Genomic DNA, 13,215 nt, shown 5'->3' with positions numbered 1-13,215 from the left:
CCGCCGGTTCGTCTTGACCCTAGCGAAACGGTACCGAAAGATCGTGGCCAGCGAGTCGACCGCAAAACCTGAAGCCTCCATCACCGAGCACCTTAACGAGCTGGTGCTCACCAGCTCCGACGTGGGTGAATTCCTCCACGAGCTTGCCCGGATTTCTGCGCGCAGTCTCTCTGAACCCGGGGACGAGGTTCTGTGCGGCGTGACCCTGCTGCGGCACCGGAAGGCGGCCACCGTGGCCAGCAGCAGCCCTGAGGCACAGGCCATGGACGAGATTCAGTATGACTTCGGCGACGGGCCCTGCATGACGGCGTCGCGCGACCAGGTCACCATCCACATCACGGACCTCGAGAACCACGACCGCTGGCCCAGCTACGCCGAGAAGGTCCTAGGACAGGGCGTCCGTTCCATCCTCGCCATTCCGTTCGTCCTCGAGGGCGAGACCCGGGCCGCCCTGAACCTCTACTCGCACCGGCCGGGCCGCTTTGAAGGCCGCGTCCTGGAACTCGCCCAGGACTTCGTCAACCAGACTTCGATGGCACTGAGGCTTGCCGTGCGCTTCGCCCACTACAGCGACGCGGCGGCAAACCTCAAGGCCACACTGGAAACCCGGACCGTCATCGACGTCGCCGTCGGCGTGATCATGGCGCAGAACAGGTGCAGCCAGGAAGAAGCCTTCGACCTGCTCAAGGCAGCGTCGAGTACCCGCAACATCAAGCTGCACAGCGTGGCAACGTCAATCGTCGACTCCCTTGGCCAGGGCCCGGCAAAGACCCACTACGAGGGCTGACCGGCAGCTAGGGTCCGCCAAAGCTCTGGCCTTCGGAATCCTCCCCCATGGTCCGTGACGGCCCGCCGGTTCCCGCCGCGCCGGTTCCGGTGCCGCGGGTTTCGGCGCCGCCTGCTTCAGCACCGCGGGACACCCGGACTTTCCGGCCTCCGGCAGCAGGCTCCTCGGGCAGCGGAATGCGCACCTCAAGAACGCCGTCGTTGTACGACGCCCGGATGTCGTCCTGGTTCACGGCGGCGGGAAGGTTTACGGTCCGCGAAAACGAGCCGTAGCGGAACTCCGAGCGGTAACCTTCCTTCTCCCTGTGCTCCGTTTTTTCCTCACGCCGCACGGTGATCTGCAGCTGGCTGCCCGCCAGGGTGATGTCGACATCATTGTCTGGATCAATCCCCGCCGCTTCGGCCTTTACCACCAGGGAGCCGGCCTCGCGGTATTCCTCCACCCGGAGCCAGGCGTCCATGTCCCCCTCCAGGAAACGGCGGAACGGTTCGGGGATGTCCACCCCGGCACGCCTGAAAATGTTGGTCATCGCTGTTACCTCCTGTCAGCTTCCGGCCCCATTGCAGGATGCGAAGGACCGGTACGGGTCCCAACACCAACAAAGCTACGCCCTTGCGCAACGCTTGTTAAGGCGGCGTTGGAAGCCAACCGCGGGTGGCGGAACAGCTCCGGCAAGGGCAAAGCCGGCCGCAGGATTCCCGAGAGTTTCCTTATGAAAAGCCGGGACCTTCCCGGGGAATTCCTCCCAAAACAGGCAGGAAGAGGCCTTTTCGCATCATGGGTCCCCCCGTTTCCACCCGGAACGGCCCATCGAGGGGTCCACGCGCCGAGCTTTTCACAGGAGCACTGCCGCACATTGGCACCATGCAAAGAAGCATGCCTTCAGCCAAAGCCGTTTTCCCGGCGGAAAACGCGAACCGTCACGGAGGTCCCGATGGACGCTAGTGTCCCCACCCCTGGTGAACCCGAATGGCTGAAGACTGCCACCGGCCCGGGATGCGCCCAGGATGAGGCGGAAGCATTGGAGATCTTCTGCAGCGACTCGCTGAGGTCGATCGACAGGACAGTGATGCGCGCCCAGGTCATCGAACTCATCCTGGACATCCTCGCCACCACCGATGTCCGGTCGGAATCCCGGCACCGGCTGCTGCAGCACCTGGCCTCGCATCCGGGGTCCCCTGAGCAGGCACTGCTGTGCCACCTGAGTGAGAATGCCTGCCTCCCGCCGGCAACGGGCCCCGGCAACCTCCCGGCCGAGGATTACCTCCCGGCGGGCGGAGACTACTTCACGGCCGGACCCAGTGACGGCGCAAACGAAGGCGGGAACCTAAAGGACGGACCAAGGGCGAAGTGGGTGCCGGCTCCGCTGCGGAACCTGCTGCGGATTGATTAGCAAGGACGACGGCGGCGGGTCAGGAGCGCTGTCAGCTCCTGTGGTGCTCGATCAGCCAGCCGGCCATCTGCTGCGCCCGCTTGGAAGCGAGGAAGTCGCCTTCCGTCGCGGAAATGATGGAACCCTTCATCAGAATGTGCCAGGAGCGGGCGAATTCATCAGTGTGTTCCAGCCCCGCCTCCTCGGCAAGCGCCTGGATGTGGCCGCGGATTCTGGCGAGGTAGCCGATGCTGGCCTCACCCAGCGGATGCCCGGGGCCCATCTCGAGCAGGACGTTGATGAACGTGCATGCCTCGAAGTCGTCCCGCTGGAACCAGTCGCCAAAGACATCGAAGATGGCCAGCAGCCGCCCTTCGGGGGTGGTTCCCCTGCGCCTGGCCTCGGAGACGATCAGGTCCACGGTCCATACCTGGTCGCGCAGTGCGAGGAATGCCAGGACCAGCGCGTCCTTGGACGGGAAGTGGCGGTAAAACGTGGACTTGGCCACTCCAGAGCGCTCGATCAGCTCATTGATGCCGACGTCGCGGACCCCGCGGTGGGAAAAAAGCTCGTAGGCGGTGGCGAGGATCCGGTCCACTGGTTCACTATGGCCGGTCCGCACCTCTTCAGGCAGCAAGGCATCCCCGGTTGCATCAGGAGCACTCATCAGAAATTCAGTGTACCTTGGCACTGGCAGAGACAGACCTGTCTGTCTTATTGTTTTAGGAACATGACACTTCGTCTTGGGGCAGTTGCGGCTCCCGGGCGTTGGTGTCACTGCAATGGGGCAGAAACTGGAGGGCACAGATGGACGACGACATTCGCGCCGTGGAAGAGGCCGTGGCGACGCTGGAATCCGCAGCAGTAGAGCACGATCCCGCGGCGGAAACCCTGCAGCACGCAGTCGCGGCGGCAGTAACCCACGGCAAGCCGATCCGCGAGGTCGCAGCCGCAGCGCACATGACGGCGCTGGAAGTCCTCGACGCGGCCGACGCTGCGACATATCCGCAGCAGTCGTTGCAGCCCTGGATGCTCGCTCCGTAGCCGCCTGGCCCCGTGAGCCGCATAGCTCGTAGCCCCGTAGCCCCGTAGCCCCCGAACATATTGCGGAAACCTGAGTGGATCCAAGGGTAAACCTGCGGCAAGTTTGATGGGGCCGCGCCACCCTTAGAGCGTCAGCCCCTGGAGGAGCGATCCTTCCGGGGACAGTATGCACAAGGGACCGCAGGGAAGCGGGGGCGTCATGAACCAGTCAGCAACTCTCGAGGAAGTCGTCGAAATCGGCGGCGTCATCACCGACAGCCGGCCCGTGGACTTTCACCGGCTGGGGCTCGCCGGGTGCATCGACAGGCTCACAGTCCCGTTGCGGCGCCAAGGCACCTGCGTCCGCTGGGAGACGCCCCGCCACGGGGTGGAGATCTCGTCCGGTTGCGCCTCCCTGCTCTACCAGTCCGCGCAGGAAGCGCTGAGCAACACGTTCAAGCATGCGCACGCCACGGACGTCACGGTCCGGCTTGCCGCAGTCTTCCACGGGATCCGCCTCATGGTCGCCGATAACGGCGCCGGCTTCGAATCGGCTCTGCCCGCGGCAGGAGAAGTCACCGGCCACGGACTCAGGACGATTTCACAGGCTGTCGAGGAGGCAGGCGGGACCGTGGATATCATCTCGGCTCCGGGCACCGGCACGGCCGTCACCATCACCATTCCGCTGGACTGAGGTCCCCACGGCTGAATCCCGGCGCATCGGAGCACAGTCCGCGCCCCCTCGCCTAGGATGCTGTGCATGACCCTTCCGAACGTTGAGCCTCCGGCTGTCCGGGCCTTCGAGTCCGTGGAAATCCAGCAGGCAGTGGCCGAACTGCGCAGCAGGCTGACGTCCCGCCGGCGGTTTCTGCTGGGCGTTGCCGGTTCCCCCGGGTCCGGCAAGTCCACCTTCTCGGCCTGCCTGGCAGACGCCCTCGGCACGGGTTCCGCCCTCGTTGTCCCCATGGACGGCTTCCACCTGGGCAACGCCATCATTGACGGCACTCCGCTGCGGCAGCGCAAGGGCGCGCCGGACACGTTCGACGTCGGCGGCTACCTCTCGCTCCTGCAGCGGCTTGCGCGGCGGGACGAGGATGTGGTGTATGCGCCGGACTTCCGGCGGACAATCGATGAGCCCGTTGCCGCATCGCTTGCCATCCCGGCCACCGTCCCCGTCATCATCACCGAGGGAAACTACCTGCTCAATGAGGATCCCCGCTGGCAGCAGGTGCGGGCACAGCTGGACGAGGTGTGGTTCATCGACACACCGCATGACGTGCGCCTTGCCCGCCTCGTGGAACGGCACATGTTCTACGGCATGGACCGGGCGGCGGCCGAGGCGTGGGCCAACGGGCCGGACGCAGCCAATGCCCGCCTGATCGAAGCCACGCGTTCCCGTGCCAGCAGGGTTATCCCCTGGTTTTAGCTACCTGTCCCCGGCATCCCACATGCCGGATTCGTCCGCGGCTTCTTCCGGTTTGGGTCCGCCCTCCGGCGCTCCGCTGCCCACATAGCTGGCGGGCACCGTCCCACCCGGCTGTGTCATCTGTTCCTCGCGGATGTTGTGCGCCGTCCCGGCCTCGGGCTGGGGCTGCTCCTGCTCGACGGCGTCCGGGTCGCCAGGGCCCCGAAGGTCGCTGGGCTCGTGCGCGTTGCGCTTGCTGTCAGTCATGCCACTGCCTTTCACTGGGAAATGCCGGTCACGTCCCAGTCTAGGCACAGAGAACGGAACCGCGGCGACTAGGACCGCCGCAGTCACGCCCGTTCCCGCACCTGCTGCGGCGTCCAGCCCAGGGCGGGGGCAACGTGCCGGGCGATGGTCCCCAGGAGTTTGGCGTTGTACTCAACACCGAGCTGGTTGGGGACCGTGAGCAGGAGTGTGTCCGCGGCCTGTACGGCAGTATCAGCGGCGAGCTCCGCGGCGATGACGTCCGGCTCACCGACGTAGCTCTTGCCGAAGCGGGCCAGGGTGCCGTCCAAGGCGCCAACCTGGTCCCGGCCCTCGCGGAGGGCGCTCAGACCGAAGTACTGCCGGTCCTCGTCGTCAGCCAGCGGCAGGACGCTGCGGCTGACCGAGACCCGCGGTTCACGGCCGTGGCCGGCCGCTGCCCATGCCGCACGGAACATGGCGATCTGTTCGGCCTGCAGTTCATGGAACGGCACCCCGGTATCTTCGGTCAGCAGGGTTGAGCTCATGAGGTTCATCCCCTGCTCGGCAGCCCAGACCGCCGTCTTCCGGGTGCCGGCTCCCCACCAGATCCGTTCGGGCAGCCCCTCCGAGCGGGGCTGGACAGGCAGCAGCCCGGTGGCCCCGCCGGCGTAGCGCGGATCCGCCTGCACCACGCCGGCGCCGGCGATGGCCCGCCGGAACTCCTCGGCGTGGCGGCGCGCCATGTCGGCATCCGTTTCGCCCTCCCGCGGCACATAGCCGAAGGCGGCGGCGCCGTTGCGGGCAGGCTCGGGTGAACCGCGGCTGATGCCAAGCTGGAGCCGGCCGCCGCTGATGAGATCCGTGGCCGCTGCCTCCTCGGCCATATACAGCGGATTCTCGTAGCGCATGTCGATGACCCCGGTGCCGAGTTCAATGCGGCTGGTGCGCGCCGCGGCAGCCGCGAGCAGCGGGAACGGCGCGGCCTGCTGGCGGGCGAAATGGTGCACGCGGAAAAACGCGCCGTCGATGCCCAGTTCCTCCGCGGCCACGGCCAGTTCGATCCCCTGCAGCAGCGCGTCGCGGGCGGTCCGGGTGCGGGAACCCTGCACCGGGCCCCAGTGGCCGAAGGACAGGAAGCCAATTCGTTTCATGCCCTGCTCAACACCCCCGCAGCCGCTGCCATTCCTGCAGGCTACGCACTGTGACAGGCCGCGCGCTCCTCTCCGTGATGCCGATAGGTTGGTAGCACCGCTTGAGGACGTCCGTTCTCACGAGACCGAAGGGAATGCTGACATGGCTTTCATCACCGTTGGACAGGAAAACAGCACCGACATCGAGCTCTACTACGAAGACCACGGAACCGGACAGGCTGTTGTCCTCATCCACGGCTATCCCCTGGACGGATCCTCCTGGGAGAAGCAGACGGCCGCCCTGCTGGACGCCGGCTACCGCGTCATCACCTACGACCGCCGCGGCTTCGGCAAGTCCAGCAAGCCCACCGTCGGATACGACTACGACACGTTCGCCGCCGACCTCAACACGGTCCTGACCACCCTGGACCTCAACGACGCGGTGCTGGTGGGCTTCTCGATGGGAACCGGCGAAGTGGCGCGGTATCTCTCCACGTTCGGGTCTGCCCGCGTGGCCAAGGCCGCTTTCCTCGGTTCCCTGGAACCCTACCTGCTGCAGACCGACGACAACCCGACGGGCGTGCCGCAGTCCGTCTTTGACGGCCTGGCCGAGGCCGTCAAAGGGGACCGCTACGCCTTCTTCACGGAGTTCTTCAAGAACTTCTACAACAGCGAGACCTTCCTGGGCACGCCGCGGCTCAGCGAGGAGTCCGTCCGGGCCAGCTGGAACCTCGCCGCGAGCTCAGGCGCCTTTGCCTCTGTGGCCGCCCAGCCCACGTGGATCACCGACTTCCGCTCCGACATTCCGAAGATCGATGTCCCGGCGCTGATCGTGCACGGCACGGCTGACAACATCCTGCCCATTGACGCCACTGGCCGCGAGTTCAGCAAGGCGCTCCCGGAGGCTGACTACGTGGAGATCGACGGCGCCCCGCACGGCCTGCTCTGGACCCACGGAGCAGAGGTCAACGAGGCCCTGCTGGCCTTCCTGCGCAAGTAGCCCGCGGATGGGAGGACAGCTGGCGGCGGACGGTCCCGCCGCCAGCCGCCTTTACACACCCAGCCCCTGTCTGTGAAACCCCGACCGCTGCCTGTGAAACAACCGCCATTGGTTGACAGTTCCGGTAAATAAGGGTTGACACCCACTTCTGGGAGTAAAATTTGAACACCGGACCCGGGCAGTTGCCTTCAACGCGGTTCCGGATTCAGGGCCACCCGGCCAGTCCGGGTGGACGATCATAAAAGCGGGCAGAAGTGGTTGATAGGTCTCCACGCGTCACGTGATCGGCCAGCGATGCCCGAACACACCTCGCGGGAGAAACAATGACAACTACCATGCCATCACGGCAGCGGCGCCCTGTGGCAGCCCGACTCGCACTGGTATCCGCAGCATCCCTGAGCCTTATAGGGGGTTCCCTGGCGGTCGCCGGACCGGCGTCGGCTGCAGCCTACGACAATAAGCCGGACAAAAAGATCGAGTGCTGGGTCAAGGCCAAGACCGTAGATGAGAAAGTGAACTACGGCAAGTACACAAAGAAGTCCGTGGACGTAAAGTTCGAGTTCAAAGTCTGGTGCGACAAGAAGACCGATGTGAAGTTTGACCACTGGATCTTCCAGAAGAAGCACGGCAAGTGGGTCCTGATCAAGGACCGCCACGGCAAGATTGAGAACGTCAAGGACAAGGTCACCAAGCACACCAAGGCTGAGGTCAAGGACACTGGCCGCAAGGGTGGCGAGGAGAAGGTGTACCACGTCGTCAAGATCAGCTTCAAGGACAAGGACGGCAAGAAGTCCCACACCGTAACCAAGAAAGACAGCGCCGATGGGACGGTCGATTTCGGCCGCAAGTACTGACACGGCCAGGCGTTTCGGGCCGGCCCTTCATCTAACTAACTGAAACAGAGGACGACGGCGGCACTTGGGTGCCGGCGTCGTCCTCTGTTTTGCTGTGCCCAGGTCTTCCGGTCACTCAGAGCGAGCCGGTAGTGAACGTCCAGCTGGCTGATTTCAGCGGGTTGCCCGCCAGGTCGCGGACCGCCGTGGCGCCTCCGGTCACGCTCACCGTGTAGCTGGTCCGCGCGGCCAGGTTGGCCGAGGGGTTCAGGATCCACTGGTTCGTGGTGCCGTAGCGGGAAACAGTGGCGGTCACGCTGGCGCCGGTGGCGGTGTTCTTCAGCCTGACCGTGGCGGTGCCGGCGCCTTGGATGGCCTCACTGAAAGTCACGGCAATGTTGTTGGCGCGCCGCACCAGCGTGGCGCCGGGACGCGGTGTCATGGCGGTGATGGCAGGGGCAGGACCGGTGGTGAACGTCCAGCTGGCGGTGGCCAGCGGGGTGCCTGCAGTGTCGCGGATGGCCGCGGCTCCGCCTGTCAGGGTGACCGTGTACTTGGCATCGTTGGCGAGGTTGGCCGCGGGGTCCAGGGTGGCGGTCCGGGTGGTGGCGCTGTAGGTGACGGCCGCCGGAACGAGGGTGCCGCCCGGGCCGCGCAGCACGAAGCTGCTGCCGTTGATGCCCTGCACCGCCGTGCTGAAGGTGGCCGTGACGTTGCTTCCGGCGGAAACGGCAGTGGCGTTCGCGCCGGGCGTGCGGGCGCTGACCGTCGGGGCCGCGGCCGTGGTGAAGGACCAGCTGCCCGTCACGAAGGGGGTGCCTGCGGCGTCACGGATGGCCGAGGCTCCGCCGGTCAGTGTGGCGGTGTACTTCTGGGATGCGGCCAGGAGGCCCTCAGGGTTCAGCGTTGCCTTACGCGTGGCGGCGTCGTAGCTGACCACAGCCGGGACGGTTGTTCCGGCGGCGTTCCGAAGGACAAAGGTGGAGTCGTCCACGCCCTGGACGGTGGTGCCGAAGGTGGCGGTGACGTTGGCTGCAACGGCGGCGCCGGAGGCATTCGCCGCCGGGCTGAGTGCCGTCACGGCCGGCGCGGCAAGGGCCGCCGCGGCAGGGTCGGCGTACAGCAGGCGGTTGGGCGTTCCCGCGGTGGCGGCGGAAACCTTGCCGGCGGTGGCGGCGGACAGCAGCGTCGACGCCACGTCCGCCGGCGGCAGCCCCGGCGAGCGGGACAGCATCACGGCTGCCGCGCCCGCCACATGCGGAGAGGCCATCGAGGTGCCGCTCATCAGGGCTGTCGCGGTGGTCGCGGCCGGGGAGGCGGACCTGATACTGACACCCGGAGCGTACAGGTCGACGCAGCTTCCGTAGTTGGAGAACGTGGCCTGTTTGTCCGTGGAGTCGCTGGCGGCAACGGTCAGCGCGCCGGCAAGGCGGGCCGGGGAACTGTTGCAGGCATCGGTGGCCGAGTTGCCGGCGGCAACCACTGCGGTGACGCCGTCGTTGATGATGCCCTGCACCGCGGCGTCCACCATGGCGCTGGCGGTGCTGCCGAGGCTCAGGTTGGCCACGGCCGGGGTTCCGGCCTGGTGGTGGGAGGCGACCCACTCCAGCCCGGCAATCACACCGGAGTTGTAGCCCGAGCCGCTGCAGTCCAGCACGCGGACGGGGATGACGGTGGCCGCCTTGGCCACGCCGTAGGTCTTTCCCGCGATGGTGCCGGCAACGTGGGTGCCGTGGCCGTTGCAGTCGCCGGTGCCCAGCCCGTCGGAAATTGCGGTCCATCCGGAGGCAGCGCGGCCGCCAAACTCCGCGTGCGCAGACAGCACGCCGGAGTCAATCACGTAGGCGCTCACGCCGGCGCCGGAGGACGCCGAGGTGTAGGTCCCGGACAGTGGCAGCGACCGCTGGTCAATGCGGTCCAGCCCCCACGTTGCGGACTGCTGGGTATCGCTGGCCGTCACCCGGGCATCGGGTTCGACGGCGGACACACCCGCCGAACGCTTCAGTTCCGCCGCCTGCGCCGGCGTTGCCGTCACCACGGCACCGCGGATGGCTTTGGCGAAGGTGCGTCCGACTGCGATGTTCTTCGAGCGCAGGCTCCGCACGGCCGAGGAAACATCGGTCCCGGTGGAATAGCGCACGATGTAGCGGGCAGGAGTTTCCTCCCGGGCATCTGGGGCGGCAATGCCCGGCGAGACTCCCGTGAAGACGGCGGTGCAGCCCGTCAGCAGCAACGAGGCCAGGGCAGGACGGAGAACAGACGAAGCGCGAATTTTGGGGTTCCTTCGGAGAGCTGAGGGCGGCGGGTGAATCCACTGGAAGGCTGATTCCAGTGTATTTTCCGCGGCCCTGCGCCCGGCCCGAACTGCACGGAAGCTTGGATGAAGCTTCGCCTGCTGCGGTAAAACCGGCTTAATCCTGCGCCTTTGGACTGAAACGCCGGCTGAAGCGGCCGGCGCCGCCCTAGATCCAGTTGTTGCGCTTGAAGGTGGCGTACAGGATCAGCGCCATGCCAATCATCAGGCCGATCGCCATGGGATAGCCGAAGATCCAGTCGAGTTCGGGCATAGTGCGGAAATTCATCCCATAGATGGTGCCGATGAGCGTGGGGGCGAAGAGGATCGCCGCCCAGGCGGAGATCCTCTTGACCTGCTCACTCTGAGCGAAGCTGGACTCGGTGAGGCGGCGCATCTCGTCGTTCTGGCGCTGGGCAACGAGGGCTGCATTGACCGCGAGCGCGTTCTGCAGCAGCGCCCGGAAGGACGCGATCCGGTCATTGAGCCGCAGGACGTGGTCCAGCACATCGCGGAGGTGGTCCTGGAGCTCGGGTCCGGGATGGTGCTCCGGCGTCCCGCTGATCAGGGCCTGCAGGATTCCCGCCAGCGGCCCGGTGGCACGCTGCACGGTGATGACCTGGCGGGACAGTTCGTAGATGCGCCGGGACACCTCCGGGTCCGCGCCGAACAGCTCATCCTCGATCTCGTCGATGTCATTCTCGAGTCCGGCCGCCACAGGCTCATACTCGTCCACCACCTGGTCCAGGATCGCGTACAGCACGGCGTCCGGGCCCAGGGCCAGGAACTCCGGCCGGGATTCCATGCGGCGGCGGACCCGGGCCAGGTCCGGCGACTCCGCGCGGCGGACGGTGACCACGAAATCCGGTCCGGCAAAGACGTGGATCTCGCCGAACTCCACCTTTTCGACGTCGTCAAGGTACCGTGCCGGGCGCAGGACCAGGAAGAGCGTTTCACCGTAATGCTCAAGCTTGGCGCGCTGGTGCCCGGTGAGTGCGTCCTCGACCGCCAGGGAGCTGAGCTGGAACTCGTCCGCCACTGACCGCAACTCGTGGGGATCGGGACGGTAGAGGCCGATCCAGGCCATTCCCTCGCGCTGCCGCAGCAGGAAGTATGTCTCCTCCAGGCCTTCCGGATCCGCAGTCCGGCGTCCTGCCACGTACACGGCATTGTCGATGATGGCCATGGCAGCGACTCCTCAGGTGGACCGGCAGACGCTCTGGTCCGGGGGCTTTCAGATGCGGGCGTGCAGCCCCCTGCTGACGGGACGCCCGAACGACGCCGCGCCGAGGAATTCCACAGCCACAAACGGTTCGGACCCCACCACCCATTCATCGTGCCCCGGCGGAATCGCGTAGGTGTCGTTGGCCCGGATGGAGGAGCGGCCACCCTCAGGCGTCTCCACCTCCATGACCCCGGACACGCAGAAGCCGAGGTGGCTGTGCTGGCAGAAGGGTGTTTGTTCCGTGGGCTTGGTGCACTCGGACCAGCGCCAGCCGGGAGCGAGGATGAGCCGGGCAACGGAGAAGTCGTTGACGCTGACCAGGTCCACCTCGGCTTTGTCCGGGCACCTCTTCTTGTCCGGTTCATCGAAGGATTTGACGGCGAGGGCGGTGATGAAATTGGCGGTCATGGACGGCACCTGCAGATTTGGTTGAGACCTAAAAATTGAAGGCGTGCGGACTGCCACCGGAGGCGTGACCGGGCAACAGCCGCATGAACTGGTGCGGCATACCCCCTCGCCGCACGCGCACGCAACAGATCCAATGTTGACGTAGTTCAACGTTAGACCTCTGCAGGCCGAAGTCAATGGACCGGAACGCAATGGACCGGGGTGGCCGGCCTACTGGTAGTCGGCCAGCCACAGGTCTGGACCGAACACCTCGTACTGAATGTCCTTCGCCGGCACGCCGGAGGCAACGAGCGCAGTCCGGACAGCCTGCATGAAGGCCATGGGACCGCACAGGTAGTACTCGGCGTCGTCCGGCAGGTCCACTGCCCGGACATCCATGAACCCCTTGTGCACCGGCCCCAAGGCACCGTGCAATTGCCCCTGGGTACCGGCGTCTTCCTGGTTCAGGAACCACGTGGCCATGGATGCATCGGGCAGCTTCGCGAGGTCCGCTGTCACCTGGTCCCGGAGCGCGAATGACGCCAGCGACTCGCCCGCGTGGAGGAACAGTACCTTCCGCTGCGATCCCGACTTGGCCAGGTGGGACAGCATTCCGGCCATGGGCGTAACGCCGATTCCCGCGCTGGCCAGGACGAGAGGCCGGTCCGTGTACTCCAGGACAACGTCGCCGAAGGGGGCGGACAGCGTAATGTCGTCCCCTACGTGCACGTTGTCGTGCAGGAAGTTGGACACTTCGCCATCCGGCGCGCCTTCCGCCCTCACCCGCTTGACCGCGAAGTGCCTGTGCTGCCCGTCGTCTGCCCGGGTCAGGCTGTACTGGCGGGGCTGGTGTACGCCGTCGGGCATCTTCATCTTGACCGTCACGTACTGGCCCGGAAGGGACGGCTTGACCTCGCGCTCATCGGTGCGCTCCACGACGAAGGTGATGACGTCGTCGGTCTCCCGGATCTTTTCGGCCACCCGCCATGTGCGCCAGACCGTATCGGGAGTGAGCCGCACCGCGTTGTAAAGCCCGCGCTCTTTGTTGATGAGCATGTTGGCCATGAGCCAGTACACCTCATCCCAGGCCGCGGCCACTTCCGGCGTGACGGCATCACCCAGGACGTCCACGATCGCCCACATCAGGTTGTCGTGGACTATGTCGTACTGGTCGGGGCTCAGCCCCAGCGACACATGCTTGTGGGCGATGCGGGACAGCAGATGGTCGGGAAGGTGGGTGGGATCGTTGACGAGGAAGCCTGCGAAAGCCGCGACTGATCCGGCGAGCGCCTGCTGCTGCTTCCCGTCGGCCTGGTTGCCGCGGTTGAACAGCCCGTCGAGCAATTCGGGGTGCTCCTGGAACATGTGCTGATAGAAACGGGTTGCAATCTCGTGGATGTGCTCGCCCACGACGGGCAGCGTTGCCTTAACCACCGGGAATGAAGAATCTGACAGCATGGCTATTTCTCCCTTGAAAGCCCAAGCCGGATTGTGGATTCCCCGACGCTAGCACC

At 65.9% G+C, this 13,215-nt stretch carries 15 protein-coding genes; 7 read left to right on the top strand and 8 right to left on the bottom strand.

All coding sequences use genetic code 11. The features are described 5' to 3' along the window. Positions 1 to 43: 43 nt before the first annotated feature. A complete protein-coding gene (locus BWQ92_RS13735) occupies positions 44 to 787 on the top strand; it encodes a GAF and ANTAR domain-containing protein (protein WP_076800315.1) in 744 nt (247 codons plus the stop codon). 7 nt (positions 788 to 794) lie between these two features. On the opposite strand, the gene BWQ92_RS13730 is transcribed toward BWQ92_RS13735, so the two are convergent. Beyond that, positions 795 to 1,316, bottom strand: a complete 522-nt coding sequence (locus tag BWQ92_RS13730; RefSeq protein ID WP_076800313.1) for an Hsp20/alpha crystallin family protein — start codon at positions 1,314 to 1,316, stop codon at positions 795 to 797. Positions 1,317 to 1,721: 405 nt separating this feature from the next. On the opposite strand from BWQ92_RS13730, the gene BWQ92_RS13720 reads away from it, so the two are divergent. Next, a complete protein-coding gene (locus tag BWQ92_RS13720; RefSeq protein ID WP_140416438.1) occupies positions 1,722 to 2,180 on the top strand; it encodes a hypothetical protein in 459 nt (152 codons plus the stop codon). Between the two features lie 31 nt (positions 2,181 to 2,211). Here the strand turns inward: BWQ92_RS13720 and BWQ92_RS13715 are convergent, their stop codons facing one another. Further along, positions 2,212 to 2,826 (bottom strand): TetR/AcrR family transcriptional regulator, encoded by a 615-nt coding sequence (locus BWQ92_RS13715; RefSeq protein WP_076800307.1) that lies wholly within the window; start codon positions 2,824 to 2,826, stop codon positions 2,212 to 2,214. A 140-nt stretch (positions 2,827 to 2,966) separates the two neighbouring features. On the opposite strand from BWQ92_RS13715, the gene BWQ92_RS13710 reads away from it, so the two are divergent. The 3 genes from BWQ92_RS13710 to BWQ92_RS13700 all read left to right on the top strand — a co-directional run bounded on the left by BWQ92_RS13710 (position 2,967) and on the right by BWQ92_RS13700 (position 4,608). Then, positions 2,967 to 3,203, top strand: coding sequence for a hypothetical protein (locus BWQ92_RS13710; RefSeq protein WP_076800305.1), 237 nt, complete (start codon positions 2,967 to 2,969; stop codon positions 3,201 to 3,203). Between the two features lie 199 nt (positions 3,204 to 3,402). Then, positions 3,403 to 3,876 carry a sensor histidine kinase gene (locus tag BWQ92_RS13705; RefSeq protein WP_076803716.1) on the top strand — a complete coding sequence of 158 codons (474 nt, stop codon included), beginning with the start codon at positions 3,403 to 3,405 and terminating at the stop codon, positions 3,874 to 3,876. 66 nt (positions 3,877 to 3,942) lie between these two features. Then, on the top strand, positions 3,943 to 4,608 hold the full coding sequence (locus BWQ92_RS13700; protein ID WP_076800303.1) for a nucleoside/nucleotide kinase family protein: 666 nt from the start codon (positions 3,943 to 3,945) through the stop codon (positions 4,606 to 4,608). On the opposite strand, the gene BWQ92_RS13695 is transcribed toward BWQ92_RS13700, so the two are convergent. Continuing rightward, a complete protein-coding gene (locus tag BWQ92_RS13695; RefSeq protein ID WP_076800301.1) occupies positions 4,609 to 4,854 on the bottom strand; it encodes a hypothetical protein in 246 nt (81 codons plus the stop codon). A gap of 83 nt (positions 4,855 to 4,937) precedes the next feature. After that, complete coding sequence (locus BWQ92_RS13690) at positions 4,938 to 5,984, bottom strand: LLM class flavin-dependent oxidoreductase (RefSeq protein ID WP_076800299.1); 1,047 nt, start codon at positions 5,982 to 5,984, stop codon at positions 4,938 to 4,940. Positions 5,985 to 6,126: 142 nt separating this feature from the next. Here BWQ92_RS13690 and BWQ92_RS13685 point away from each other — a divergent pair, with 142 nt between their 5' ends. Together BWQ92_RS13685 and BWQ92_RS13680 are read left to right on the top strand one after the other, a co-directional pair. Next, on the top strand, positions 6,127 to 6,963 hold the full coding sequence (locus tag BWQ92_RS13685) for an alpha/beta fold hydrolase (protein ID WP_076800297.1): 837 nt from the start codon (positions 6,127 to 6,129) through the stop codon (positions 6,961 to 6,963). Between the two features lie 323 nt (positions 6,964 to 7,286). Then, complete coding sequence (locus tag BWQ92_RS13680; protein WP_157365156.1) at positions 7,287 to 7,817, top strand: hypothetical protein; 531 nt, start codon at positions 7,287 to 7,289, stop codon at positions 7,815 to 7,817. Positions 7,818 to 7,932: 115 nt separating this feature from the next. Here BWQ92_RS13680 and BWQ92_RS13675 read toward each other — a convergent pair whose 3' ends face one another. The 4 genes from BWQ92_RS13675 to BWQ92_RS13660 all read right to left on the bottom strand — a co-directional run bounded on the left by BWQ92_RS13675 (position 7,933) and on the right by BWQ92_RS13660 (position 13,159). After that, positions 7,933 to 10,029, bottom strand: coding sequence for an Ig-like domain-containing protein (locus BWQ92_RS13675; RefSeq protein ID WP_083706309.1), 2,097 nt, complete (start codon positions 10,027 to 10,029; stop codon positions 7,933 to 7,935). 229 nt (positions 10,030 to 10,258) lie between these two features. Next, positions 10,259 to 11,275 carry a magnesium and cobalt transport protein CorA gene (locus tag BWQ92_RS13670; protein WP_076800294.1) on the bottom strand — a complete coding sequence of 339 codons (1,017 nt, stop codon included), beginning with the start codon at positions 11,273 to 11,275 and terminating at the stop codon, positions 10,259 to 10,261. Positions 11,276 to 11,323: 48 nt separating this feature from the next. Further along, positions 11,324 to 11,722 carry a cupin domain-containing protein gene (locus BWQ92_RS13665; protein WP_076800292.1) on the bottom strand — a complete coding sequence of 133 codons (399 nt, stop codon included), beginning with the start codon at positions 11,720 to 11,722 and terminating at the stop codon, positions 11,324 to 11,326. Between the two features lie 210 nt (positions 11,723 to 11,932). Continuing rightward, positions 11,933 to 13,159: a globin domain-containing protein gene (locus BWQ92_RS13660; RefSeq protein WP_076800290.1), complete on the bottom strand. Its 1,227-nt coding sequence runs from the start codon at positions 13,157 to 13,159 to the stop codon at positions 11,933 to 11,935. Positions 13,160 to 13,215 lie beyond the last annotated feature (56 nt).

The sequence above is a fragment of the Arthrobacter sp. QXT-31 genome (genome assembly GCF_001969265.1).
Classification (GTDB): Bacteria; Actinomycetota; Actinomycetes; order Actinomycetales; family Micrococcaceae; genus Arthrobacter.
This window is presented reverse-complemented; position numbering and strand designations above follow the sequence as displayed.

Coding starts and splice junctions, on each gene's coding strand:
- BWQ92_RS13730 (WP_076800313.1), bottom strand. CDS start 1,316: ATGACCAACATTTTCAGGCGTGCCGGGGTGGACATCCCCGAACCGTTC.
- BWQ92_RS13720 (WP_140416438.1), top strand. CDS start 1,722: ATGGACGCTAGTGTCCCCACCCCTGGTGAACCCGAATGGCTGAAGACT.
- BWQ92_RS13715 (WP_076800307.1), bottom strand. CDS start 2,826: ATGAGTGCTCCTGATGCAACCGGGGATGCCTTGCTGCCTGAAGAGGTG.
- BWQ92_RS13710 (WP_076800305.1), top strand. CDS start 2,967: ATGGACGACGACATTCGCGCCGTGGAAGAGGCCGTGGCGACGCTGGAA.
- BWQ92_RS13705 (WP_076803716.1), top strand. CDS start 3,403: ATGAACCAGTCAGCAACTCTCGAGGAAGTCGTCGAAATCGGCGGCGTC.
- BWQ92_RS13700 (WP_076800303.1), top strand. CDS start 3,943: ATGACCCTTCCGAACGTTGAGCCTCCGGCTGTCCGGGCCTTCGAGTCC.
- BWQ92_RS13695 (WP_076800301.1), bottom strand. CDS start 4,854: ATGACTGACAGCAAGCGCAACGCGCACGAGCCCAGCGACCTTCGGGGC.
- BWQ92_RS13690 (WP_076800299.1), bottom strand. CDS start 5,984: ATGAAACGAATTGGCTTCCTGTCCTTCGGCCACTGGGGCCCGGTGCAG.
- BWQ92_RS13685 (WP_076800297.1), top strand. CDS start 6,127: ATGGCTTTCATCACCGTTGGACAGGAAAACAGCACCGACATCGAGCTC.
- BWQ92_RS13680 (WP_157365156.1), top strand. CDS start 7,287: ATGACAACTACCATGCCATCACGGCAGCGGCGCCCTGTGGCAGCCCGA.
- BWQ92_RS13670 (WP_076800294.1), bottom strand. CDS start 11,275: ATGGCCATCATCGACAATGCCGTGTACGTGGCAGGACGCCGGACTGCG.
- BWQ92_RS13665 (WP_076800292.1), bottom strand. CDS start 11,722: ATGACCGCCAATTTCATCACCGCCCTCGCCGTCAAATCCTTCGATGAA.
- BWQ92_RS13660 (WP_076800290.1), bottom strand. CDS start 13,159: ATGCTGTCAGATTCTTCATTCCCGGTGGTTAAGGCAACGCTGCCCGTC.